This is a genomic window from Achromobacter aegrifaciens (assembly GCF_902859965.1).
GTDB classification, from domain to species: Bacteria; Pseudomonadota; Gammaproteobacteria; order Burkholderiales; family Burkholderiaceae_B; genus Achromobacter; species Achromobacter aegrifaciens.
Genome location: NZ_CADIKO010000004.1, coordinates 402,520 through 424,557, shown reverse-complemented (window position 1 = coordinate 424,557; position 22,038 = coordinate 402,520). Strand labels below are relative to the sequence as shown.

General features: G+C 63.4%; 30 protein-coding genes. 23 read left to right on the top strand and 7 right to left on the bottom strand.

Annotated elements, in window-relative coordinates:
• The first annotated feature begins 68 nt into the window (after positions 1-68).
• The 23 genes from HV793_RS26550 (at position 69) to HV793_RS26445 (ending at position 15,267) form a co-directional block, all read left to right on the top strand.
• The gene (locus HV793_RS26550) at positions 69-899 is read left to right on the top strand and encodes a YdaU family protein (RefSeq protein ID WP_175214177.1); all 831 of its coding nucleotides are present in this window, start codon (positions 69-71) and stop codon (positions 897-899) included.
• Positions 886-1,629 carry a hypothetical protein gene (locus HV793_RS26545; protein ID WP_175214176.1) on the top strand — a complete coding sequence of 248 codons (744 nt, stop codon included), beginning with the start codon at positions 886-888 and terminating at the stop codon, positions 1,627-1,629. The genes HV793_RS26550 and HV793_RS26545 overlap by 14 nt, the downstream gene beginning before the upstream one ends.
• Positions 1,622-1,978, top strand: coding sequence for a hypothetical protein (locus HV793_RS26540; RefSeq protein WP_054453336.1), 357 nt, complete (start codon positions 1,622-1,624; stop codon positions 1,976-1,978). The genes HV793_RS26545 and HV793_RS26540 overlap by 8 nt, the downstream gene beginning before the upstream one ends.
• Positions 1,975-2,235 (top strand): hypothetical protein, encoded by a 261-nt coding sequence (locus HV793_RS26535; protein WP_175214175.1) that lies wholly within the window; start codon positions 1,975-1,977, stop codon positions 2,233-2,235. The genes HV793_RS26540 and HV793_RS26535 overlap by 4 nt, the downstream gene beginning before the upstream one ends.
• 319 nt (positions 2,236-2,554) lie before the next feature.
• Entirely contained in the window at positions 2,555-3,088 is a 534-nt protein-coding gene (locus tag HV793_RS26530; protein WP_175214174.1) for a phage neck terminator protein, read from the top strand.
• Between the two features lie 4 nt (positions 3,089-3,092).
• Positions 3,093-4,571, top strand: coding sequence for a DUF3383 domain-containing protein (locus HV793_RS26525; protein WP_175214173.1), 1,479 nt, complete (start codon positions 3,093-3,095; stop codon positions 4,569-4,571).
• Positions 4,572-4,580: 9 nt separating this feature from the next.
• Positions 4,581-5,012 (top strand): phage tail fiber protein, encoded by a 432-nt coding sequence (locus tag HV793_RS26520; RefSeq protein ID WP_054453328.1) that lies wholly within the window; start codon positions 4,581-4,583, stop codon positions 5,010-5,012.
• Position 5,013: 1 nt separating this feature from the next.
• A complete protein-coding gene (locus tag HV793_RS26515; protein ID WP_054453326.1) occupies positions 5,014-5,448 on the top strand; it encodes a hypothetical protein in 435 nt (144 codons plus the stop codon).
• Positions 5,449-5,616: 168 nt separating this feature from the next.
• Entirely contained in the window at positions 5,617-7,284 is a 1,668-nt protein-coding gene (locus HV793_RS26510) for a phage tail tip lysozyme (protein ID WP_175214172.1), read from the top strand.
• Entirely contained in the window at positions 7,284-7,928 is a 645-nt protein-coding gene (locus HV793_RS26505) for a phage baseplate protein (RefSeq protein WP_175214171.1), read from the top strand. The genes HV793_RS26510 and HV793_RS26505 overlap by 1 nt, the downstream gene beginning before the upstream one ends.
• On the top strand, positions 7,925-8,224 hold the full coding sequence (locus tag HV793_RS26500) for a phage baseplate plug family protein (protein ID WP_119450089.1): 300 nt from the start codon (positions 7,925-7,927) through the stop codon (positions 8,222-8,224). Before HV793_RS26505 ends, HV793_RS26500 begins: the two co-directional genes overlap by 4 nt.
• Entirely contained in the window at positions 8,221-9,102 is an 882-nt protein-coding gene (locus HV793_RS26495; protein WP_175214170.1) for a baseplate hub protein, read from the top strand. The genes HV793_RS26500 and HV793_RS26495 overlap by 4 nt, the downstream gene beginning before the upstream one ends.
• Positions 9,095-9,826, top strand: coding sequence for an oxidoreductase (locus HV793_RS26490; RefSeq protein WP_175161703.1), 732 nt, complete (start codon positions 9,095-9,097; stop codon positions 9,824-9,826). The genes HV793_RS26495 and HV793_RS26490 overlap by 8 nt, the downstream gene beginning before the upstream one ends.
• 5 nt (positions 9,827-9,831) lie before the next feature.
• The gene (locus tag HV793_RS26485) at positions 9,832-10,173 is read left to right on the top strand and encodes a contractile injection system sheath initiator (protein ID WP_244958706.1); all 342 of its coding nucleotides are present in this window, start codon (positions 9,832-9,834) and stop codon (positions 10,171-10,173) included.
• 7 nt (positions 10,174-10,180) lie between these two features.
• Positions 10,181-11,392 (top strand): baseplate J/gp47 family protein, encoded by a 1,212-nt coding sequence (locus HV793_RS26480; RefSeq protein ID WP_175214169.1) that lies wholly within the window; start codon positions 10,181-10,183, stop codon positions 11,390-11,392.
• Positions 11,389-12,063, top strand: a complete 675-nt coding sequence (locus tag HV793_RS26475; RefSeq protein ID WP_054453311.1) for a DUF2612 domain-containing protein — start codon at positions 11,389-11,391, stop codon at positions 12,061-12,063. Before HV793_RS26480 ends, HV793_RS26475 begins: the two co-directional genes overlap by 4 nt.
• Positions 12,053-12,832 carry a gp53-like domain-containing protein gene (locus HV793_RS26470; protein WP_125472833.1) on the top strand — a complete coding sequence of 260 codons (780 nt, stop codon included), beginning with the start codon at positions 12,053-12,055 and terminating at the stop codon, positions 12,830-12,832. The genes HV793_RS26475 and HV793_RS26470 overlap by 11 nt, the downstream gene beginning before the upstream one ends.
• Before the next feature lie 5 nt (positions 12,833-12,837).
• Positions 12,838-13,251, top strand: coding sequence for a tail fiber assembly protein (locus tag HV793_RS26465; protein ID WP_082400894.1), 414 nt, complete (start codon positions 12,838-12,840; stop codon positions 13,249-13,251).
• A gap of 44 nt (positions 13,252-13,295) precedes the next feature.
• The gene (locus HV793_RS26460) at positions 13,296-13,604 is read left to right on the top strand and encodes a hypothetical protein (protein WP_054453305.1); all 309 of its coding nucleotides are present in this window, start codon (positions 13,296-13,298) and stop codon (positions 13,602-13,604) included.
• A 156-nt stretch (positions 13,605-13,760) separates the two neighbouring features.
• Positions 13,761-14,171 carry a M15 family metallopeptidase gene (locus HV793_RS26455; protein WP_054453303.1) on the top strand — a complete coding sequence of 137 codons (411 nt, stop codon included), beginning with the start codon at positions 13,761-13,763 and terminating at the stop codon, positions 14,169-14,171.
• Positions 14,168-14,569, top strand: coding sequence for a hypothetical protein (locus tag HV793_RS26450; protein ID WP_175214168.1), 402 nt, complete (start codon positions 14,168-14,170; stop codon positions 14,567-14,569). Before HV793_RS26455 ends, HV793_RS26450 begins: the two co-directional genes overlap by 4 nt.
• On the top strand, positions 14,463-14,684 hold the full coding sequence (gene lysC, locus HV793_RS31300) for an Rz1-like lysis system protein LysC (protein ID WP_425265257.1): 222 nt from the start codon (positions 14,463-14,465) through the stop codon (positions 14,682-14,684). Before HV793_RS26450 ends, lysC begins: the two co-directional genes overlap by 107 nt.
• A gap of 445 nt (positions 14,685-15,129) precedes the next feature.
• Positions 15,130-15,267 (top strand): hypothetical protein, encoded by a 138-nt coding sequence (locus HV793_RS26445; RefSeq protein WP_166738422.1) that lies wholly within the window; start codon positions 15,130-15,132, stop codon positions 15,265-15,267.
• Positions 15,268-15,352: 85 nt separating this feature from the next.
• Here HV793_RS26445 and HV793_RS26440 read toward each other — a convergent pair whose 3' ends face one another.
• From HV793_RS26440 to HV793_RS26410, 7 genes are all read right to left on the bottom strand, one after another.
• Entirely contained in the window at positions 15,353-15,604 is a 252-nt protein-coding gene (locus HV793_RS26440; RefSeq protein ID WP_125472828.1) for a hypothetical protein, read from the bottom strand.
• Positions 15,605-15,858: 254 nt separating this feature from the next.
• On the bottom strand, positions 15,859-16,821 hold the full coding sequence (locus tag HV793_RS26435) for a Bug family tripartite tricarboxylate transporter substrate binding protein (protein ID WP_054453299.1): 963 nt from the start codon (positions 16,819-16,821) through the stop codon (positions 15,859-15,861).
• A gap of 124 nt (positions 16,822-16,945) precedes the next feature.
• Positions 16,946-18,124 carry a CaiB/BaiF CoA transferase family protein gene (locus HV793_RS26430; RefSeq protein ID WP_225589088.1) on the bottom strand — a complete coding sequence of 393 codons (1,179 nt, stop codon included), beginning with the start codon at positions 18,122-18,124 and terminating at the stop codon, positions 16,946-16,948.
• Between the two features lie 24 nt (positions 18,125-18,148).
• Positions 18,149-19,429 (bottom strand): TRAP transporter large permease, encoded by a 1,281-nt coding sequence (locus tag HV793_RS26425; RefSeq protein ID WP_175214167.1) that lies wholly within the window; start codon positions 19,427-19,429, stop codon positions 18,149-18,151.
• Positions 19,426-20,010, bottom strand: coding sequence for a TRAP transporter small permease (locus HV793_RS26420; RefSeq protein WP_119450078.1), 585 nt, complete (start codon positions 20,008-20,010; stop codon positions 19,426-19,428). The genes HV793_RS26425 and HV793_RS26420 overlap by 4 nt, the downstream gene beginning before the upstream one ends.
• 3 nt (positions 20,011-20,013) lie before the next feature.
• Entirely contained in the window at positions 20,014-21,036 is a 1,023-nt protein-coding gene (locus HV793_RS26415) for a TRAP transporter substrate-binding protein (protein ID WP_175214166.1), read from the bottom strand.
• A 28-nt stretch (positions 21,037-21,064) separates the two neighbouring features.
• Positions 21,065-22,033, bottom strand: coding sequence for an SMP-30/gluconolactonase/LRE family protein (locus tag HV793_RS26410; protein WP_175214165.1), 969 nt, complete (start codon positions 22,031-22,033; stop codon positions 21,065-21,067).
• Positions 22,034-22,038 lie beyond the last annotated feature (5 nt).

The window sequence follows — 22,038 nt, the reverse complement described above, 5'->3', positions numbered from 1 at the left end:
TAGAATCTTAGCATTCTAAGATTTAAAAATGATAGCGAGGTAAGACTGGCGGGGATGCAAAAACACGCATGAACTACTACAGCCACAACATCGGTGACTACGCGCAGGCCACGGCGCATCTGAGCTTGCTTGAAGATGCCATCTACAGCCGCCTGCTGCGCCGGTACTACGCCGAAGAGCAGCCCATCGTGGACAACCTGCAGCAGGTATTCCGGTGGGTGGGGGCCCGTAGCGAAGAAGAAAGAGAGGCGGCCGCGCAGGTGCTGGCCGAGTTCTTCGTGTTGCGCGATGGCCATTGGCACAACAAACGGGCGGACGTGGAGATTGCCGCGTATCACGTCAAGGCCGAGACTGCCAAGGCCAACGGCCGGCGAGGCGGCCGGCCCAGGCTGGCAGAGCGCAATCCGGAACAACCCAGCGGGTTTCCCATGGGTTTCGACGAGAAACCCGGCCATGGCCCGGCAGATGGCGGATCGGAAGCTAACCAAGAACCAGGAACCAAGAACCAGGAACCAAAAGAACACACCTCCCGCAGTCGGGGGACCGGATTCGACGCGTCCGTGATCGAACTGCCGGATTGGCTGGACCGCGAGGACTGGGTCAGTTGGATTGCCGACCGCAAGGCGCGCAAAAAGCCGGTGACGCAGGAGGGCGCCAGGCGTCAGCTGCAACAGCTTGCCGCCTATCTGGCCGCAGGGCATCAGCCAGGGGCCGTGATCGCGAACAGCATCGCGGGCGGGTACCAGGGCCTCTTCCCTCCGCGCACGCCTGCTACAGCGGGCCATCCGGCAGGCAGGGCGCAACGCCTGGCCGACTGGACCGAGGAGCTGCGAGAAGTACTGGCCGACGACGGCCGGCCGCGCGAGCGGTTCATGGGGACGATCGATGCAACCCGCTGACATGCCTTCTGCCGCCATGGGCGCGCTGGTGGTCAATGAAATGCTGCTGATGTACGGCGCCAAGTTCGCGCAGCAATGGCAGGGCCTGACTGCCCGTGAACTGAAGGATTCATGGAACCAGAAATTGGCGGGCCTGGACGAGGTGCAGGTGCGTCGCGGCCTGGTCGCCTGCCTGATCCAGGAATGGCCGCCGACGCTACCGCAGTTCATCAAATTATGTTGCCCGTGGATGGTTCCCGAAGTGGCCTATCACGAGGCCGTGCGTGGCTTGTCCGCGCGCAGGCGCGGCGAGCCCGGTGTCTGGTCGCATCCGGCGGTGTACTGGGCCGCGGTGGGCGTCAGCACGGTGGATCTGCTGGGCTGCACCTACGGCGCCATCAAGGCGCGCTGGGAGAAGACGCTGAACGAGGAGCTGGCGAAGGGCGTGTGGGCGGATATCCCGCTGCCTCGTCCAGCGCTGCCCGCGCCCGGCCAGACGCTGGCCACGCGCGCCGAGGCCGAGGCGGCACTCAAGAAGATGGGCGCGCAAAAGGTGCTGCGGGACCGTGGGTGCCCGCCTCGGAGCTGGATCGAAAAGTGGGATGCGCGCATTGCGCGCGGCCACCACCCGAGTAAGGGCATCGCCGACATGCTCAAGCGCGCCAAGGGCGAAAGCCAGGATACGGAGGGCCGTCTGCAGAACGGTTCCAGCGGCAAGACAGGTAAACAATGCGAGGTGGCTGATGAGTAAATTGACGGGTGACGATCTGATCTGGAACTGGGCCCGCTGGACCTGGTCCGGCGCTACGGTGGGAAACATGGAGGTGTACCTTTCCGAAGAGGAGGACTACCGGCCCATCAACCATCACCACGCCATGGAGGTCGAGGCGATGCATGCCGCGCTGCCCTGGCACGAGCGCATGATCATCATTGCCGAATACCCGCAGAAGAATGTGATGTTCGGCCAGCTGGATGGCCGCGCGCGCCGCGCCAAGGCGCTGGACTGGATTGCCGATACGACCGGCGTGGCCCTGACCGAAACCGAATACAAACTGTACCTGGGTCTTTTCCGCAGCCTGGTGGAAAGGAGGCTGGCGTGAAGTACGCACACGAGGTGATGGATCTGATGGCCTGCTATCCCGGCCGCTCATTCCGTTTGATGGAGCTGGTCCGTCATGTGTCGCGCGGCCGGCCTTTGTCTGTTCCTGAAAAGACGCGCCTGCAAAGAGGCATCCAGCGGGCCATGGATGCGCTGCAGGATACCGGCAGCGTGCTGATTCAAGAGCCCGAGAAAGGCGGGCACGGGCGAACCTACGTGTGGCGTGTGACGGTTCCGTCACAAGACCGCGCCCCATAGGTCACACAATCGGTCACAATGGGTCCGGGGCATTGCGCCCCAAGCAAATGCAGCCCTGGCCACGCGCCGGGGCTTTTTGTTTTGGGCGCGTGGCCCCGGCTTTTTCACTGCTGGGGCAGGGGTCGAACTTCTTTGCACTGCATGTGACGGAACCGTCACAAGACCCCGCCCCAACGGTCACGCAATCGGTCACAATTTGTCCGGGGCATTGCGCCCCTGACAAATGCAACCTCGAAATGCAGCCCCGGCCACGTGCCGGGGCTTTTGCATTTGGGCGCGATGTTTCGGCGCCAGTCTTCTTCAGCAGGAATCCAACTCCATGAGCGTTCAGATCAGCATCACTGAAAACCAGCTGGTAGAGGACCTCGCCGCATTCTTCAAGACCTTGGTCGACTGCGACGTTGTCCGCGGTCTACCCGGTTGGGTTCCCGCGCCACCGCGCGAGTGCGTCGTCATCACTCCGCTGGCGGCGCAGGGACTTTCCGTGCCGGTCATGGCCTATGCCGATCCGTCGCCCGCGGCGGGGAAGCGGATCATGACCCAGGCCACGCAATGGTCTGCCCGCGTGGATGGCTACGGGGCGCGGGCCCTGGACCTGGCGCTCACGCTCTCGATCGCCCTGCGCAGCCAGTACGGGTGCGAGTTCCTGGGGAATCTGGGACGAACTCAGCCGCTGTACGCGGGCGAGCTCAAGCAAGTGCCCTTCGAGAGCGGGGAAAGCCAGATCTTCGAGCGGTGGTGGTTCGACGCCGTCCTGCAGTTCAACCCTTCCATCAGCATGCCGCAGCAGTTTGCGGATCACCTTCACGTGGGCCTCATCGAGGCCGACACCACCTACCCTACGGGAGCTTAATCCTATGTCCATTCCCGCCAGTGAAATCGTCCAGGTAGTGCCTGGCGTGATCTCCGCCGGCGGATCGGCGCTCGATTTGAACGGCCTGATCCTGACCCACGATACCGCCGTCCCCATCGGCACCGTCCAGAGTTTCGCGACCCCGCGCGACGTACAGCGCTTCTTCGGTCCGACCTCGACCGAGGCCGCCCTGGCCGACGTCTACTTCAACGGCTTCGACAACTCGACCCGCAAGCCGGGCAATCTGTTGTATGCCCAGTATCCGGCGGCAGCGGTTTCCGCCTATCTGCGCGGCGGCTCGATGGCCGCGGTGACGCTGACCCAGCTGCAGGCGCTGTCCGGCATCCTGACGGTGACCGTGGACGGCGTGGCGAAGACCTCCGCCAGCATCGACCTGTCGACGGCAACGAGCTTCTCGAACGCCGCCACGATCATCGAAGCCGGGTTCACCGCCATGGGCGCCACCTGCACCTACGATGCGCAGCGTGCCGCTTTCGTGATCGTCTCGGCCACCGATGGCGTCGCCAGCACGATCTCCTATGGCAGCGGCACCCTCGCGTCGGGCTTGAAGCTGACGCAGGCCGCTGGCGCCAAGGTGTCGCTGGGCGCCGCGGCCGGCATTCCAGCGGTGGACATGGGCCGGATTACCGACTTGACCCAGAACTGGGCGGCGTTCATGACGACCTTCGAGCCCGATACGGCCGGCAAAGTGGCGTTTTCGGCGTGGACGAATGCCCAGGGCGACCGCTACGCCTACGTCGGCTGGGACACCGATGTCACCGCTACCCAGCAGGGCAACACGTCCAACTGGGCGGCTGTCGTAAGCGCCAATGAATACTCGGGCTCCGTGCCGGTCTACAAGGACGTGCTGCATGCAGCCTTCGTCCTGGGCGCCGTTGCATCGCTCGACTTCGAACGTACCAACGGCCGCGCCACCCTGGCGTTCAAGGGCCAGTCGGGCCTCGCGTTCTCCGTGACTGACGCGACCACCGCTCAGACGCTGATCGACAACGGCTACAACTTCTACGGCGACTACGCCACCAGCAACGACCGCTTCCGCTTCCTGTACCCGGGCCAGATCAGCGGCAACTGGAAATGGGTCGACACCTACGTCAACCAGATCTGGCTGAACGCGGCGTTCCAGCAAGCGCTGATGACGCTGCTGACCCAGGTGAACGCCATTCCCTACAACATCGACGGCTACACGCTGATCGACGCTGCCTGCCTGGACCCGATCAACGCCGCGGTCAACTTCGGCGCCATCCGCGCCGGCGTGACGCTGTCGAGCCAGCAGAAGGCGCAGATCAACAGCCAGGCCGGCGTGGATATCTCCGACACGCTCCAGACCCGCGGCTGGTATCTGCAGATCAAGGACGCGACGCCGCAGGTGAGAGAGGCCCGCGGCACCCCGCCCATGACGTTCTGGTACCTGGACGGCGGTTCCGTCCAGCAGATCACCCTGGCCTCGCTGGCCATTCTTTAAGGATTCAACATGGCGACTTTGACCAGTGCCAACTCGGTTCTGATGCTTGCGGTGGGCGGCGTTTTTCCGGTGCCGCAGAAGATCGAGGGCTACGCTTCCGACAGCGCCTTCACCTTCGAGGCTGCCAAGCCCGCGCAGGTAACCATGGGCGTGGACGGCCGCATGTCGGCCGGCTACGTGCCGGTTCCCCGCGTGCAGACCATCACGATCCAGCCCGATTCCCCGTCCATGCGCGTCTTCGAGATCTGGATGGCAGCCAGTGAAACGGCCCGCGAAGTGTTCTATGCAAACGGCACCCTCAACATCCCGTCGATCGACCGCAAGTACACGCTGACCCGCGGCGTGCTGACGCAGATTCCGCCGGCGCCGGATGCCAAGGCGATGCTCCAACCCATGGCGTTCCAGATCACCTGGCAGAACGTCTCTCCGGCGCTGGTGTGACATGGCCAGAAAGCAAATAACCCTGACCATCGGCGCCGAAGGGCGCGACAAGGGCAAGGTGTTCATCCTGACGGAGCTTTCTGCCTACGACGCCGAGGAATGGGCCGGTCGGGCGCTGTTCTCGCTGATGAACGCCGGGGTGGAAATCCCGGACAACATCGCAGAGGCAGGGCTGGCCGGCGTGGCCGCCATGGGCATGAAGGCCATCGCCAAGCTGCCTTTCGAGAGCGCCAAGCCGCTGCTGGAAAAGATGATGGATTGCGTCCAGATCCAGCCCAGCCCGAACGTGACGCGCGAGCTCATGTCAGGCGATGTCGAGGAGGTGGCGACGCTGTTCGCGTTGCGCAAGAAAGTCCTGGGCTTGCACCTGGATTTTTTTACGGCCGCCGTCCCATCGACTTCGGGCTCCAAGTCCACGACGGCGGCGCGCGCCTGATTCGCTACGCCAATATCCCCCGGATTATTGGCGTGGTGATTTCCCGGCACCCGGGCCTGCTGCACGACCTGCAGACGGTCTACGGTGCCGAAGACCTGTACAACCTGCTTGAGGTGATTGCGGTGGACGCACACAACAGGCGCGTCCTAGCTGAACCGAGGTAATTGCATGGCCACCATCATCGACGCCTTGCTCGTCACCGCGGGTTTCGATCCGAAGCGTTTTGCGGCGGATAGCTACTCCGGTGCGGCCGGTCTGAGCCAAACGGCCCAGAATCTGGATATGAGCACCGAGCGGCTGTCCGCGTGGCAGAAGGCGGCCGAGCGGGCAGGCGGAACTGCGGAAGCCATTTCCGCCCAATTGAGGGAATCCTCGGTCGAGGTAGCCAGATTCAACCGCGGATCCGCCGCGGACTCGCTACCCGGGTTCTTCCGCAACGGCGGCAATGTCGGCGACCTCAAGGACGGGAACACCTACCTTCTGGCCAGGTCGAGGATCATTGCCGATCTTTACCAGAAGGACAGGGCCCAGGCCGCGCTGGCCGCCCAGGACATGGGTATCAACGAGGGCCTGTTCAATCTGTTCAAGCGCGGGCCCGATGAGCTCGAGCGGTTGCTTCAGGTCCAGGAGAAGCGCGCCGCCATCTCCGGTAGCGATGCGCAAGCTGCCTCGCAGCTGCGCGACCGTTACCTGGATCTGCGCGATACCTTTGAATCGGTGAGCGTCAAGGTGCTGCTGGCGCTCATGCCGGCGTTCGAGCGGCTTATCTCGCTCGCACATGGCTGGGGCGATTATCTGCTTGAGAACCGAGACGAAATCGTCGAGTGGGTCGACGGCGCGGCGCAGGCCATCGTGAAGTTCATTGATGCAGTCGATTCGGCGGCGCAGGCGGTGGGAGGATGGCAAAACGTCCTGCTAGCGCTGGGGGCGCTCAAGATTCTTTCCTGGGCAAATTCGCTGCTGAGCCTGGCATCTGCCTTGGGGGCCGTGGCTACGGCTCTCGGAACCCTTGGTGGCGCAGGCGCGGCGCGTGGACTGGGTGCGTTGAGAGGCTTGGGTCCTGCGGCGTTGAAGTTGGCTGGCCGCGCGGCGGCTGGCGCTGCGCTGTTCTTGTTTAGCAACGATCTGAATGGGGGCGAGCAAGAAGACCTAGTCGCGATGAGAAACCCCGCGCTGAAACGCAAGGAGGTTCTCGATGCGGTCAGGTACTTCGAGTCCAAGAAGGGCTACACCCGGGAGGCGGCCGTGGGGGTGGTGGCCAACCTGCAGGCCCAAAGCAACCTGGACCCCAGGGCCGTGGGCGCTGATGGCGTTTCCGCCGGCATCGGACTATGGAATCCGCGACGCCAGGCCGACTTCAAGCGCATATATGGCATGGACCTGCGCGAGTCCACGGTTGAACAGCAGCTGGATTTCGTCGCCAGTGAGTTGGAGAGCACCAGGCGCAGGGCGGGAGTACATCTGGCCGCTGCCACCACCCCGGCCCAGGCCAGCGTGGCCGTGTACCGCCACTTCGGATTGAACAAGTCCGAAGGGGCCAGCTCAAGCGAAGAGCGCAAGCTCGCAGCCGCTGCCGGGGCAATTTATGGGACGCTTTTCCTCGAAGATCAGGAACGAGGCGCCGCAGCTGCAGCTATGACGGTCGCGGCAGCCCAAGCCAGCGCTGCCGCCATCCCGAGCAGCACCGCAACCACCAGCAATACGTCCGAAACCCATATCCACGGCCCCATTACGGTTATGACGCAGGCGACGGACGGCGAGGGAGTCGCTCGCGATTTGGGGCGTGTGGGGCGCTCCCAGAATCTCGTCCAACAAGGCAATACGGGGATGTTCTGATGCCGCTTATTCCTTTTCCCGATGTTCCGAGCAGTCCGGGCGTCCCCGCAGTCTTCCGCGCCGCGTTCCTTCCTTCGGTCTCCGAACCGGCAAGCTTCGAACTTGTGGCGCTGACCGACAGGATCTTCGGTCCTCCTCGCTGGGGGCTGTATGGCGTCGATGGGCAGCAGATGCTGGTCTTCGAGACGTTCCTTGGAATCACCTTCAATCAGAGCGGCCAGATATCCAGCCATCCGGTTGAGCAGGGCGGATTCTCGTCCTTCAACAAGGTCGATGCGCCGTTCGAAGCGACCATCAAGCTGGCGCATGGCGGCGATCCAGTGTCACGCAAAGTCATGTTGTCCGTGCTGGAGCGCATCGTCGGCAGCACGGAACTGTATTCAGTGGCGACGCCAGAGATCGTCTATCCGTCGGCCAACCTGGTGAAGTACTCATACACCCGCGCCGACAAGAACGGCTCCAGCCTCCTGATCGTTGAACTGACTCTGCAGGAAGTCCGGCAGACGGCCGTCCAGCTATCGCCGGCCACGCAGGACCCCAGCGGCGCGAATGAAGTGAGCAATGGCCAGGTACAGGCGTTCGAGATTGACGCCTATCCCCGGCGCGATCAGAACAAGGTGGCCGATCTGGAGCCCATCCAATGAAGAGAATTCCCTTGAGGCCCGTTCCTGCACAAATGCTCAGCGTCGTGCTGTCCGGGCAGAACTGCCAGATCGCCGTCTATCAGAAGTCGACGGGACTCTATCTGGATCTTGAACTCGACAATGCGCCCATCGTGACGACGGTGCTTTGCCATGATCGAGTACGGCTGGTGCGGTCTGCTTACCTGGGCTTCGTTGGGGATCTGGCCTTTGTGGACACCCAGGGCCACGCCGACCCGCAGTATCAGGATCTCGGATCGCGCTTCGTCCTGGCCTACCTGGAGCCGCTGGAACTATGAGCTTCATCAAGCGCCGGTTGGACGTGACCATCAGCCTGGGCAAAGGAAAGTTCGGCGACGAGCAGGGGCCGGAAGTAACGCTCAGCGGCTACCGGATGTCGGTGACCATTCCTGCCTATACCGCATTCGAAAACAGTCCGATGACCCTGCAGATCCACGGACTGAATCAAGACCTGATGAACAAACTGACGACGATAGGACCCGTCATGACGGAGCGCCGGGGAAAGAATCTTGTCCGGATCGACGCAGGGGTGGAATCCGGTGCTCCCTGCCTGGTCTACGAGGGGGACATCGTTGAGGCCTGGGCTGGCTACGGAATGGGTGCAGAGGGCAAGGCGGCCGCAGGGGGCGTATTCACGGTCAAGGCCGAGGTGGCCGGGGCCAAGCAGGTAAAGCCCGCATCCGCCAGGTCGTTTCCCGGTGCGAAAAAGGCGCAAGAAATCATGTGTGATATCGCCAAATCGATGGGATACAAGGGCGAAAAAAGCGGGGAGGACTATGTGTTGGCCGACCCCTATTTTTCCGGAACCGACATGGACCAATTGCGCAGTTGCGCGAAGGCCGCCCGGGTCAACTTCACGATAGACCGCGGCGTCCTGTCGGTCTGGCCGGAGGGCGGATACAGAAAGGGCGATCCGATTCTCGTGGCGCCGGAAACGGGGTTGATCGGATATCCGGCGTTTACGAGCAAGGGGCTCCAACTGACGACGCTCTACAACCCGCATCTCGGATTGGGAAAAAGAGTGCAGGTCATCAGCACCGTCGAACCCGCGCATGGCGAGTGGATCATTGTGAGCTTGTCCCACAAGCTGGAGGCAGAGGTGCCTGGCGGCGTCTGGCAGTCGATGGCCGTATGCAAAAGGAATCTCAATGGCTAAGCAATACGGATACGCAGGGCTGGCGCAAGCCGGACAGGGCGACAGCGAGTTCGGCGCCTTGCAGTTCCTGATCAGCCAGGCCCTGAATCGAGTCAGTACCGCGACGCTGGTCAAGGTGGTGTCGGTGACGAATGCAGGCGGGCTGTCGCCCGTGGGCTTCGTCGATGTGCAGCCGCTTGTCAACCAGCTCGATGGCGCCGGCAATGCCGTGCCGCATGGGGTTCTGCATCGTCTTCCCTACTTTCGCCTTCAGGGCGGAGCGGACGCTGTCATCCTGGACCCGAAGGTCGGGGATATCGGGATGGCGGCTTTCGCGAATCGGGACATCTCGCTGGTGAAGACCTCGAAGGCGCAGAACAACCCCGGTTCCTGGCGTTCCCACGACATGGCGGACGGGCTGTATTTCGGCGGTCTGTTGAATGGAACCCCGGTGCAGTATGTGCAGTTCACGGCGGACGGCATACACATCGTGTCGCCCTCGAAGGTGACGGTGGCCGCGCCCAATATCGAACTGAACGCCAGCGCGCAGTGCGCATTGAATTCTCCACGGATCGTGCTGAACGGGACGGTGCAACAAGGCGGTGGATCCTTCGGCGGCACGTCTACCTGGCAGGGCGACATGCACACGCTGGGTACGCTGCGCAACAACGGCAAGGACGTGGGCAGCACCCACACGCATTCCGGCGTGCAGAGCGGGCCGGCAAACACAGGAGCGCCCAATTGAACACGATGCTGCTAGACCGGACGGCCTGGGACCTGGTGCTCGATGCCGCGGGGAATATCGCACTGGCGTCCAAGCCCTACGCCGTGGCGCAAGACGTCGCCAGCGCCATCAAGCTCTTCAAGGGGGAGCTGTTCTACAACACCGCCTCGGGCGTTCCGTACTGGGAAGAATTCCTGGGCCATCAGCCGCCGCTGGCGCTGGTGCGGGAACACGTCCGGCGAGCCGCGCTCACTGTCCCGGACGTGGCCGACGCGGGCTGCACGCTGACCTCCTATACCGACCGCGCCCTGGCGGGCTATGTCGCAATCACCCTGCAAGACGGAACGACGCAAACCGTCAGCTTCTGAGGAAACCATGCCGAACATCTCGAAAGTGCCGCGCGTGCAGTTCACGCCGGAAGGGCTGGTGCTGCCCAACGAATCCGCCATCCTTGCCGGCGTCCTGTCTGACATGGACTCGGCCTTCGGTGGCGGGCTGAATCCCGCGCTGGAAACGCCCCAGGGCCAGCTGGCCTCCAGCACCACCGCCATCATCGGCGACAAGAACAACGAGTTCGCGTCCTACGTGAATCAGGTCGACCCGGCTTATGCGCAAGGGCGGATGCAGGACGCCATCGGACGGATCTACTTCCTGGACCGCAAGCCCGGTACGCCCACCGCCGTCATCGCCACCTGCACGGGCCTGGCGGGTGTGACGATACCGGTGGGCGCGCGCGCGCAGGCGGTGGATGGCAATCTGTACCTGTGCACGCAGGCGGGAACGATACCGGCCAGCGGACGCGTCGACCTGCCATTCGCCTGCTCGGTCGACGGGCCGGTGGATTGCGCGCCTGGCGCACTGAACCAGATCTATCAGGCCATTCCCGGTTGGGACTCGGTGTCGAACGCGGATGCCGGGACGGTGGGCAGCCATGTGGAAAGCCGGGCCGAGTTCGAGGAGCGCCGGCGGCAGTCGGTAGCGCTGAACGCCCGCGGCTCGATCCCCGCAATCTACGCCAACGTGGCGAACGTGGAGGGCGTCATCGACGCCTACGTGACGGAGAACGATCTCTCCGTGCCGAAGACGGTAGGCGGCGTCGTCCTGCGTCCACACTCCATCTGGGTCGCGGTGACGGGCGGCGAGGCGGCGGACATCGCGGACGCCATCTGGCGCAAGAAGAGCAATGGCTCCGACTACAACGGCAACACCTCGTACACCGTGGAGGACAAGGAGGGATATGCCTATCCCTACCCGTCGTATGTCGTGACATGGGAAACCCCTGCCGCGTTGCCCGTGCGTTTCGCGGTGCAACTGGCGGACAACCCAGCCCTGCCATCGGACATCGTTGCCTTGACTAAGCAGGCGATCATGGACGCCTTCAACGGCGGAGATGGCGGGCAGCGCGCACGCATCGGATCGACCATTTATTCCAGCCGGTTCTACGCGCCCATTTCGGTGCTGAGCCCGGTGGTCTCCATCCTGTCCCTGCTTCTGGGCTCCGATACGCCATCGGCCGCCAGCCTGGCCGTTCCGATCAACCGCCGGCCCACGATCACGGCCAACGATATTGCGGTGACATTGATATGAGCGTCGTGCCTAAGCCGGGGCTGGCGGCCCGGACCCTTATCAGTCAATACGCCAACAGCCCCACGCTCGTCCAGTTGATCAACAACATGGACGACTACATCAATCCCGACGCCGATTTCGACGCGTTCCATGACTTCGTCTGGAACGTCGAGACCGCGCAGGGCTTCGGGCTGGACATCTGGGGCAGGATCGTGGACGTCGGCCGGATGTTGACGATACCGGGAGACGTCACCTATCTGGGGTTTGACGAGGCGCTGAATTGGCAGCCCTTCAATCAGGCGCCGTTCTACACAGGCGAGCAGGCCACGCAGACATATCGGCTTGCCGATGACGCGTATCGCACGCTGATCCTGGTCAAGGCGCTGGCCAATATCTCGGATTGCACGTCGCCCAGTTTGAACCGGCTGCTGTCCAATCTCTTTGCGGGTCGTGGCCGCTGTTATGTCTCTGATACGGGATACATGGAATTTCGGTATGTGTTCGAGTTTGCGCTAGAGCCGTACGAGATCGCCATCTTGACTCAGTCCGGCGCTATTCCCAAGCCTGCGGCGGTCTTGGCCAACCTGTTGCAGGTCGACATATCCACAACTTTCGGATTCAACGAAGGGCTGATGCAGCCCTTTGGATCCGGTGTCTTTTTCACTTCTTCGGGGCTTATCCATGCAGGCTAGCAACGTACCAATCAAATCCGCCGTGCCGTTCGCACAAGGCGGAACCAAGAGCACAATCCCGGTGGCCTCACAGATCGGTGTCACCCCAGGCGCGGCGTCGTTCACTGATGGTTTCCCGCCATTGACGATGACACCATTGGCTGCCGGTGGCGTACCCCCCTCTGGTGCCGACTTCAATGGAATCCTCAATTTCTTGAGCGCGGCTGTACGGTGGGGACAGGCGGGCGGCCGATATCCGTTTGATGCTGCATTCTCGACGGCCGTGGGGGGCTATCCTAAAGGCGCGGTTCTGGCCGAGGCGAGCGGGAATGGCAGCTGGTTGAATCTCGTCGACAACAACACGACGAATCCAGATGCTGATGGTGCTAACTGGGTGGCATTGGGCGCGGGCATTGCAAGCACTTTGCAGGCTCAGGCGATGACCGACGATACCGTGTTGACGACGCCGAAGAAGTTGGCGGATGCATTCAAGGGGGGGAACTACATTGAGGCCCAATTTTCTAGGTTGCCCAGTGGGTTGATCATCCAGCAGAGCACGGTCTTGAGCAACGCGGCAGGGTTTGCTCCTTGGACGTTCCCCCTAGCGTTTCCTACCTCCTGCGACTTGGTGATATCAACTGCTGGCCAGGAAGCCGGCTCTCTCAACATGATGGTTAGCCTGATCGGCACACCGACACAAGTGGCGACGAATTCCGCGGTCTTCGTAAATGGGGTTCAGTCCTCGATTGCCGGTCAAGTTAGTGTCCGGTACCTTGCTTTGGGGCGTTAGAAACTATGTACTACTCACCTTCGACGGGCGGCTTTTATTCTGTGGAAGTTCATAGCGACGCAATCCCCAATGACGCCATGGAAATTTCTGACATGGCGTATCAGGAGCTTATGAACGGCCAATGTCTTGGTCAGATGATCGTTGCCGGACCCAACGGTCGACCGTCGCTGCAAGAACTCGTCCTTTCTGCGGACCAAGTTCGAGCTGCGAATCGGAGGCGTCAAAGCGCGCTATTGGCTCAGGCGACATCCGCTATTTCTCCGCTGCAAGACGCGATTGATATTGGGGTGGCGACGGAGGCAGAGCATGCCATGCTGCTTGCGTGGAAGCGCTATCGAGTCGCAATCAATCGCATCGATCAACAACCGGGATATCCGAGCAATGTCGTCTGGCCCGAGCGACCGGACCAGGCCGCTTAACCCACCCGCTTCTGCGGGCCCTTTTACGTCTATAGGGGATGCGATTGAGTATCCAAGACTTCGATGCCTTCGCGGCGAAATTCGCCGGTGTGCTTGGCGCGGCGGTGTCCATGCGATACATGCAAGGGTCATGGCTGGCGCGTCTCAGTATGGCGATCAGCGGATCGCTGGTGGCCTACTACACGTCGTCGTACTTGGCGCTGGTCTTGGGAATCCCGGAGGGACTGGCCGGATTCCTGACCGGAATGTTCGGGATGGCCATCATGTCTCGCGCTTGGGAGATCGTTCAGGCGGCGCCTGTTAGCGCTCTGTGGAAGGCTGTGATCGACCGCGTGCGGGGTACAGGGGCGTGACATGGGCAAGCATTATCTCCCTCAACTTTGTGGCGGCCTGGCGCTTTTCCGTTGGTTGGCGGTGGCTGGGGGACGCGGCGCTAAAGGGCATCTATCTGACGGCGAGTGGCGGCGTGCAGCGCCGTAGCGGTTCATACATGTAGGGAGCCTGAAGCAATGAGCAGTTTCCAACTGTCGCAGCGGAGTCTGAAGCGCCTGGTTGGGGTGCATCCTGATCTGGTAGCCGTGGTTAAACTAGCCAACGAGCGCACGCTCGTGGACTTTACTGTGATTGAAGGTGCGCGCACGCTGGCTCAGCAGCGAGAGAATGTGGCCAAGGGTGTAAGCCAGACCATGGCCAGCTACCACCTGCCGCAGGTCGATGGTCTCGCCCATGCGGTAGATTTGGCACCACTCGTGAACAAGGCAATTCCCTGGAACGACTGGCAGGCCTTCGCTGACCTGGCTGGCGTGGTCAAGGCCTGCGCGGCCGAACTCGGCGTTCCGGTGGAGTGGGGCGGCGACTGGAAGACGCTCAAAGACGGCCCGCATTTCCAGATTCCACGCAACTGGAAGGGTCGCGCATGAACGCATCGCTGCGCGCGTTGGCGCCGTATCGGATCGGCACCGTCCTGGTGGCCGCCGCCTTCCTGTGTGTGCGCTGGTATGGCGCCGTTCAGTACCGCGCCGGAGTCGATCGGGCAAACGCCGACTATACGCTGGCCGAGCTCACCGAGTTCCAGCGCCAGACCGCGCGCCTGGGCGGAATCTCCGAATCCCTGGAAGTCGCGCTTGCCGCGTTGCGCGACGCCAGGCCCAAGATCATCGAAAGGTACACCCGTGTCGAAGTCCAGAGTCCCTTACCTGCTGGCTGCCACATTGACGCTGAGCGGCTGCGCTACATCAACGAGGCCGGCCGCCTGGCCAATTCTGCCGGCCAACCTGGCGCAGCCGTGCCCGCCAGTGCCCGAGGTGACGAGCGATAGCTGGGACGATCTGGCGCGCAGCTATATCGCGCTGGTTGCGTTGTACGGAGAGTGTGCGGCACGGCAACGTGCGGCGGTGCAGAGCTGGGAGAAATCCCGGTTCGGCCCGTCGTGAGGCTGCGATCCGCTAGGTCATGCTGCAACAGATAGCCCGCACTCCGCGGGCTTTTTTTCGTCCATCCAGGAGAAAGCCATGTAGACCGGATACGCGAACAGAGAATGCCCCCTAGCCCAGCAGCGGCAAATTTCCCGGAGATATCACATGACGATCAGAACTCTTTCCCTACAGCAACTGAAGCGCTCGGCCGAGAATTCGGCAGCAATGAAGCATCATGTCGATGATGATGCAACCGTTCTTCCGGAGCCTCGCACTTCCAGTTCTCCGGGCAACATGACTGGGTATTCTGTTCAAGTCCAGGACCATGGCCCGATCGTGGATGGCACGCTCCATACGCCCGCGGAGCGTTACGCCGACGTTGTCGGCCGCCCAAGTCGATTATCCTTTCGTAACCTCACTGGGCGAATCTATCTGCGACAGCGCGGAGCAACCCGCAATGGTCATGGCCGACATTACGACCACCACCGGAACGCTGGGACAGATGTGGGGCGAACAGAGCACCGCGTCGGGGCAGTGGCGAGCCACGTACTACGGTACGCCGGCCGCTGGGAATACTTTCGTCATCACCACGCGGGCTTGAGCATGGCCTGAGTGCCACGTTGTGGCGGGCAGTTGCCCGCCTCCCAAACAAAAGCCCGCAGGCGCAAGCCGCGGGCTTTTCTTCGCTACCCTTCAAAAGGACTCTTTTTCTTCCGCCGATTCACTGGTCTGAGGATTTCGCCTGACTTCAGCCGGTACACATCTTTCCCTTCCCAGATCACGGCGCCGCCGGTGGAGAGGCGGCATTGCAGCACTATGTGTGGATCGGGACTTTCGTCCGTCGCGGGTTCTTGAATGATATGTCGCTCGATCCGGTACTGGTCTCCTGCTGCCGAGACCGCAATCACATCCTCCAGTCGTCTGCATGAGATTGACATGATGAGCCTCCTTCACTGGCGCCACGTTGAAACCTGTGGCGCTGAGGTCATCGTCTCGACTGGCAAAATTCCTGTCAATGCTGCTGCGGCCCATCATCCAAGCGCATGCGCGGCGCGTCCCAGGGAAGCGTCGTGCAAACGCATGAGGCGATGCATGCGTTTGGTCTAGGCTGTTTTCGAGGCCGCGTGTGCGTTGAAATGCTGCGGCGGTTTGAGGTATTGATCGATGGCCGCCGCAAGACCTGGATCAAAGACTATTCAAGCTTCACGTTGGCGGACTGGATGACGCCGCGCCACTTCTTGTAATCCGCGGCGATAGTCTGGGAGAACTGCGCGGGGGTGGTGGGCATGGCGGTTGCGCCTTGCGCGGCCAGCGCATCCTGGACGTCTTTCATTGCGAGGATCTTGTTGAGTTCCGTGTTCAGCGTCTGGATGATGGGCTTGGGCGTGTTGGCGGGTGCAAGCAGTCCGTACCATACGCGCACGTCGAAGTCCGGATAGCCGGATTCTGCGACGGTGGGCACATCCGGCATGGCGGGGCTGCGCTTGAGGGAGGTCACGGCCAACGGGACGGCGCTGCCGGCCTTGATCTGCGGCGCGGCCGAGGGGATGGACGTGAAAATGACGGGGACCTGCCCGCCCAGCAGGTCGGCCATGGCCGGACCCGATCCCTTGTAAGGCACATGCACGAGCTTGATGCCCGCCTGGAGCTGCAGCAGTTCGGCGGCCAGGTGCGTGATGGTGCCTGCGCCGGGCGAGCCGTAATTGATGGTCCCGGGCGCTTTCTTGGCGGCGGCGATCAGGTCCTTGAGGGATTTGTACGGGCCGTTCTTGCTTGCGACGACCACCAGGGGGGCTTCACCGACGATGCCTATGGGTTCGAAGTCCTTGACCGGGTCATAGGCCAGCTTGGTGTAGAGCGAAGGCGCCACGGCCAGGTTGTCGACCTGGCCCATGACGATTTCGTAGCCGTCGGGCTTGGCGCGTGCGGCGGTGGTGATGCCTATGGTGCCGCCGGCGCCGGGCCGGTTCTCGGCGACGACGTTCCATTTGACCGAGTCGGACAGCTTGGCGGCGACGGTGCGCGACAGGAAGTCGGTGCCGCCGCCAGGCGTGAACGGCACAATGACGCGGATGGGCTGGTTCGGGTACTGCTGCGCGGCGGCGGGGGCGCAGGCGGCGAGCGCGCAGGCCGAGAACATTAGGGCACGTAGCATGGTTGTAGTCTCCATTCCTTGGTGGGCGCGTCCGGTCGTGATCGCCAGACGTCGGTTGCTGCGGATGCTGCTGACGCGTACTGCGGATTCGGTTGCGGCGGGCGGTTTCAGGCTCCCTGTTTGGCTAGACGGTTCCTTGTTCGCGTAGTTCCCTGATTCGGTCGCGCGACAGGCCCAATTCCTCCAGCACCGCATCGGTGTCCGCGCCCAATGCGGGCGCGGCGCTGCGGACCTGGCAGGGCGCTTCGGCGAACTTGATCGGAAAGCCCAGCATGCGCACCTGCTGGCCATCGGGATGGGCGACGTCCATGGCCATCTGCTGGTCCGCTACCTGCGGGTCGTCGAATACTTCCTGCAGGTTCAGCACCTGCCCGCAGGGCACGCCGTACTGGTTAAGGCGTTCGATCCAGTAGTGGCTGTCCTTCTGGCGAGTGCGGGCCTCGATGGCAGCCTTGATGGATGCGCGGTTCAGCATGCGGTCGGCGTTGGCCTGGAATTCCGGATGCACGCGCAGTTCGGGCAGTTCCAGCGCGTCCAGCAGCTTCTCGTACATGGCATCGTTGGACGGAGCGATCGCGACCTGGCCGTCGGCCGTCTCGAACAGCCCGTAGGGCGCGACGATGCCGTGGTCGTTGCCGGTGCGCGGAGGCAGCTCGCCGCTGGCGAAGTAGTTCGATGCCTGGAAGCTGAGCAACCCTATCATGCTGGAGAGCAGGCTGACGCTGATGGAGTCGCCGCGGCCGGTGCGCTCGCGGCGCAAGAGCGCGGCCACCACGCCCAGCGCGCCGTTCAGGCCGGCGGCCAGGTCGCTGATGGGCGGCCCCGCGCGCATGGGCGGATCGTCTTCGCCGCCGTTCAGGCTCATGAAGCCGCTCATGGCCTGGGCGATGAAGTCGAAGGCGGGCCGGTCGCGATAGGGACCGGACGCGCCGAAGCCGTTGATGCTGCAATGGATGATGTCCGGCCGCAACGCCTTCAGCGCTTCATCGCCGAAGCCCATCTTGTCCATGATGCCGGGCCGGTAGTTCTCGATCACGACGTCGCAGTGGGGTATCAGCTGGCGCAGGATGTCCTTGCCTTCGGCGCTGTACAGGTCCAGTGTCACTGACCGCTTGTTGCGGTTGTAGTTGGCGAAGTACCAGCTCAGGCCGTCCTTGAGCACGCCCTGGCGGCGAATGGGATCGCCTTCGCCGGGCGCTTCGATCTTGATCACTTCGGCGCCCATGTCGGCCAGTATGGATGTGCAGTAAGGCCCGGAGATGATGCGGGTCAGGTCCAGGACGCGGATTCCGGTAAGTGGCATGGTTTGCATCTGCTTGGATTTTGGTCAGCCGCCCAGTCGCGGCAGCCACAAGGTCAGGGGAGGAAAGGCGCAGATCAGCGCGAGCACGATCAGCGACCAGATGAAGAAGGGCACGATTTCGCGCACGATGGGGCCTATCGGCGTGCGGCCCACGGCGGACGTGACGAACAGCAGGATGCCGACCGGCGGCGTCAGCATGCCCGTCATCAGGTTCAGGATCAGGATCATGGCGTACTGGATGGGGTCCATGCCGAGCTGGGCGCCGATAGGCAGCAGCGCCGGCAGCGTGATGATCATGGCCGGCAGCGGCTCCAGGATCTTGCCCACCAGGATCAGGAACACGTTCACCGTCAGCAGCACCACCCAGGGCTGGTCGGAGATACCCAGGATGCCCTTGGCGATGGTGGCCGCGACGCGCGATTCGCTGATCAGCCAGCTGAAAGGACCGGCGGCGGCCAGCAGGAACAGCACCACGGCCATGGTGCGCCCGGCCGAGTAGAACGCCGATCCCAGCTCGCCCGGCTTCAGTTCCCGGTACACGGCCAGGCCCACGAGCAGGGCGTACACGGCCACGAACGCCGCGGCCTCCGTATCCGTCAGCAGGCCGAAGCGTATGCCGGCGATGATCAGGACGGGCATCATCAAGGCCCAGATGGACGCGCGCGTCACCCTGGCGCGCTCAGGCCAACTGGCCCGCGGACGCGATTGGTAGCCGTGGCGCCGCGCCTGCCAGGCGCATATGACCATGTAGCCCGCCAGCAGCATGAAGCCGGGAATGATGCCCGCCAGGAACAGGCGGATGATGGACAGGTTGGCCAGCACCGCATAGACGATCATCGGGATCGACGGGGGCAGGATGGGACCCAGCATCGCCCCGCAGGCGATGACCGCCTCGGGGTAGCCGCGCCGGTAGCCCTCGCGCTTCATCGAAGGGATCATGGCGGTGCCGATGGCGCTGGCGTCGGCCACGGCGGAGCCGCTGATGCCTGCCATGACCAGGTTGGTGGTCAGCGAGACTTGCGACAGGCTGCCGCGCATATGCCCGACCATGGCCATGGACCAGTTGATGAGCCGCAGCGTGACGCCGCCGCGGTTCATCAGTTCGCCGGCCAGGATGAAGAGGGGGATCGCGACCAGGGCGGTCTCGTCTATGCCGCCCAGCATTGACAGCGGCGCCTGGGCGATATCGACCCCGCCGCCGCCCTTGAACAGCATACCTATCAGGGCGGCGGTGATCATTGCGAAGCCTATGTCCAGACCGGCCAGGATGAGCACGACGAAAAGCACGACGGAGAAGAGGATCATGGATGCGTTCCCGGGGTGTCGGGCTCGCCGCGCGCGAAGGCGTCCTGCGGCGCGGGGGCGTCGGGGATGAGCAGGCGCAGGGCCAGGAACAGCATGAAGAACACCATGCCCACGGTCAGCGAGGCGTAGCTGACGGCGTAGGTGAAAGGCGTTCCGACGATGTCCTGGAAGTTGCCCACGGCGACCACGTCCAGGCCCTTGTAGAACAGGGTGGCGGCCAGCGCCAGCAGGCAGGTGTCGAACAGGCGGTCGCGCGCGCGCCGCACGCGTTCCGGCAGATGGCGGTCGATGATGTCTATGACCACGTTGCGGCGCTCGCGCAACGCCATGGCCGCGCCGACAAACGCGCACCACAGCATGCCGATGCGCGCGACCTGGTCCCAGGCGTCGAACTGCGTCTTCAGCAGATAGCGGTCCAGGACCTGGGCGAAGCAGAACACCAGCACCATGGCCAGGGTCAGGGCGACCGCCAGCCGGCCGATCCAGCACACGGCGCGGTCGGCGCTCAGCGCCAGGCCGCGCCAGCCGGAGGCCGCGTGGGACGAGGCGCGCACGGTCGGCGCGGGCATGGGCGCGGCCATGGCTTACTCCTGGATCTTCTGGATGCGTTCGACCATGCCGGCCGGCCAATCCTTGCCTTCGTACTGCTGGTAGACGGTGGCCAGCGCCGCCTTGAACGCGGCCTTGTCGGGCTGCGTGTAGGTAACGCCGGCTTCCTTCAGGAGCTTGACTGCGTTGTCGTCCAGCTCCTGGTCCAGGCGGGTGGCGACCTTGCCGCCCGCCTTGGCCGCCTCGGTCAGCGCCTGGCGCTGCCTGGCGTCCAGGCCTTGCCAGACGCGTTCGGAAATGAACCAGCCGGTCAGCTCGTAGGCGTGGTCGGTCGCCGCCCAGTACTTGGCTTCCTCGTGGAAGCGCAACGGGATCGAAAGATCAAAGCCGTTGTCCTGGCCGTCTATCATGCCGCGGCCCAGCGCGGTGTAGATTTCGGTCATGCCTAGCGGCACGACCTGCGCACCCAGCTTCTCGAAGGTGGACTTCAGGATGGGAATGGCCGGAATGCGCAGCTTCAGGCCCTTGACGTCTTCGGGCTTGTTGATGGGCCGCGATACGGTCTGCAGCGCACGCGGCGAGCGTATGCCGAAGGCCGCAAACACCCGCACGCCGGATTTCTTGGCCACGTCATCGAAGATCTGCGCGAACTCGTCGCTGTTGATGATGCGCTCGGCCTGTTCGCCGCTCTTGAACAGATAGGGCGCATACAGGATGTTCAGCGGTTGGGCGCCGCGCAGGAACACCACGGACCCGAGGCCGAAGTAGCCCATGTCCAGCGTGCCCAGCTGCATGGACGAGAGGATCTTGCTGATGTCGCCCAATTGCCCGTCCGTGTAGACGTGCACCTGCAGTTCGTTCTGGGATTGCCTGGCGGCCTCTTCGGCAAAGGCGCGCATGGCATGGTCCCAGGGACTGTTGGAGGCGGCGATGGTCGCGATCTTCATTTCCCGCGCCTGCGCCTGGCCTGCGGGCGCGAACGCGCCGGCGGCGGTGATCGAAAGCGCCAGCAGGGCTGCCGAGGCGCGGACCAGTTGCTGCGATATTTTCTTGTGCATGATGTCTCCTCCGGGATGCGGATCCGGCCTACCAGTTCCAGTGCACGGGCTTGAGCCCGGCGACCGGTGAATCGAACACCGCCAGGCGGGACCCATTGATGCAGCCCATGTAGGCGGTCTTGCGCTCTGGGCCCCCGAACGCCAGGCTGGTGATGTTCTGCAGCCGCTTGCTATGGTTGTCGTAAACCATGGGGCGGCTCAGGCGATTGGCCAGGTATTCGGCTTCCAGCCTGTCGATGTGCGCGGCGTCGCCGTCCTCCAGCATGAGCTGCTGCTGCCCTTGCGGGCTGACGCGTATGACCCGGTTGGAGACCACGCTGACCACCCAGATGTGGCCCTCTTCATCGACCGCCATGCCGTCGGGATAGGTACCCTTGCCGAATTCGGTGATGACGGCGCGTTCGCTCAGTTCGCCGTTGGCGCCGATGCGAAAGCGCAGCAGGCGCCGGCCGAAGGTTTCGTTGACGTACAGGTGCGTGCCGTCCGGATCGGTGCGGCATTCGTTGGTCCAATGCACGTCCTGGGCCACGACGCGGGTGCCGCGCTCGTCGCGCACGGCGATGAAGCCGTCGGCGATGTCGCGGCGGAACTGATGGTCGCCGCGGCGTACGGTGCTGACGCAGATCCACAGGCGTTCGCGCTCGTCCAGCCAGACGAAGTTGACGCCGGGCAGGGCCACGCCGTCGATCTCCATGATGTAGGGCTCCGCCGTGCCGTCGCGCTGCACGCGCCAGACGCCGCCGTCGTCGGCCAGGTTGGCGACGGCAAACGAGCCGTCGCGCAACAGGGCGAAGCCGTTGGGTATCAGTCCGGACTGGGCGCCGATCAGGCGCGCGTCGCCGTTGGGCAGGATGTGGCGTATGCCGCCGGCCTTGTCCGACACGTAGAGATCGCCCGCGGCCGTGCTCAGCACGCATTCGGGGCGGTTCAAGTTGACGCCGGTCTCGCGCACCGCCGACAGGTCCAGGGCCGCGCCGCCATTCGATTTGCTGTCCATGGGGG

Coding starts and splice junctions, on each gene's coding strand:
- HV793_RS26550 (WP_175214177.1), top strand. CDS start 69: ATGAACTACTACAGCCACAACATCGGTGACTACGCGCAGGCCACGGCG.
- HV793_RS26545 (WP_175214176.1), top strand. CDS start 886: ATGCAACCCGCTGACATGCCTTCTGCCGCCATGGGCGCGCTGGTGGTC.
- HV793_RS26540 (WP_054453336.1), top strand. CDS start 1,622: ATGAGTAAATTGACGGGTGACGATCTGATCTGGAACTGGGCCCGCTGG.
- HV793_RS26530 (WP_175214174.1), top strand. CDS start 2,555: ATGAGCGTTCAGATCAGCATCACTGAAAACCAGCTGGTAGAGGACCTC.
- HV793_RS26525 (WP_175214173.1), top strand. CDS start 3,093: ATGTCCATTCCCGCCAGTGAAATCGTCCAGGTAGTGCCTGGCGTGATC.
- HV793_RS26520 (WP_054453328.1), top strand. CDS start 4,581: ATGGCGACTTTGACCAGTGCCAACTCGGTTCTGATGCTTGCGGTGGGC.
- HV793_RS26515 (WP_054453326.1), top strand. CDS start 5,014: ATGGCCAGAAAGCAAATAACCCTGACCATCGGCGCCGAAGGGCGCGAC.
- HV793_RS26510 (WP_175214172.1), top strand. CDS start 5,617: ATGGCCACCATCATCGACGCCTTGCTCGTCACCGCGGGTTTCGATCCG.
- HV793_RS26505 (WP_175214171.1), top strand. CDS start 7,284: ATGCCGCTTATTCCTTTTCCCGATGTTCCGAGCAGTCCGGGCGTCCCC.
- HV793_RS26500 (WP_119450089.1), top strand. CDS start 7,925: ATGAAGAGAATTCCCTTGAGGCCCGTTCCTGCACAAATGCTCAGCGTC.
- HV793_RS26495 (WP_175214170.1), top strand. CDS start 8,221: ATGAGCTTCATCAAGCGCCGGTTGGACGTGACCATCAGCCTGGGCAAA.
- HV793_RS26490 (WP_175161703.1), top strand. CDS start 9,095: ATGGCTAAGCAATACGGATACGCAGGGCTGGCGCAAGCCGGACAGGGC.
- HV793_RS26485 (WP_244958706.1), top strand. CDS start 9,832: ATGCTGCTAGACCGGACGGCCTGGGACCTGGTGCTCGATGCCGCGGGG.
- HV793_RS26480 (WP_175214169.1), top strand. CDS start 10,181: ATGCCGAACATCTCGAAAGTGCCGCGCGTGCAGTTCACGCCGGAAGGG.
- HV793_RS26475 (WP_054453311.1), top strand. CDS start 11,389: ATGAGCGTCGTGCCTAAGCCGGGGCTGGCGGCCCGGACCCTTATCAGT.
- HV793_RS26470 (WP_125472833.1), top strand. CDS start 12,053: ATGCAGGCTAGCAACGTACCAATCAAATCCGCCGTGCCGTTCGCACAA.
- HV793_RS26465 (WP_082400894.1), top strand. CDS start 12,838: ATGTACTACTCACCTTCGACGGGCGGCTTTTATTCTGTGGAAGTTCAT.
- HV793_RS26455 (WP_054453303.1), top strand. CDS start 13,761: ATGAGCAGTTTCCAACTGTCGCAGCGGAGTCTGAAGCGCCTGGTTGGG.
- HV793_RS26450 (WP_175214168.1), top strand. CDS start 14,168: ATGAACGCATCGCTGCGCGCGTTGGCGCCGTATCGGATCGGCACCGTC.
- HV793_RS26445 (WP_166738422.1), top strand. CDS start 15,130: ATGGCCGACATTACGACCACCACCGGAACGCTGGGACAGATGTGGGGC.
- HV793_RS26440 (WP_125472828.1), bottom strand. CDS start 15,604: ATGTCAATCTCATGCAGACGACTGGAGGATGTGATTGCGGTCTCGGCA.
- HV793_RS26435 (WP_054453299.1), bottom strand. CDS start 16,821: ATGCTACGTGCCCTAATGTTCTCGGCCTGCGCGCTCGCCGCCTGCGCC.
- HV793_RS26430 (WP_225589088.1), bottom strand. CDS start 18,124: ATGCCACTTACCGGAATCCGCGTCCTGGACCTGACCCGCATCATCTCC.
- HV793_RS26425 (WP_175214167.1), bottom strand. CDS start 19,429: ATGATCCTCTTCTCCGTCGTGCTTTTCGTCGTGCTCATCCTGGCCGGT.
- HV793_RS26420 (WP_119450078.1), bottom strand. CDS start 20,010: ATGGCCGCGCCCATGCCCGCGCCGACCGTGCGCGCCTCGTCCCACGCG.
- HV793_RS26415 (WP_175214166.1), bottom strand. CDS start 21,036: ATGCACAAGAAAATATCGCAGCAACTGGTCCGCGCCTCGGCAGCCCTG.
- HV793_RS26410 (WP_175214165.1), bottom strand. CDS start 22,033: ATGGACAGCAAATCGAATGGCGGCGCGGCCCTGGACCTGTCGGCGGTG.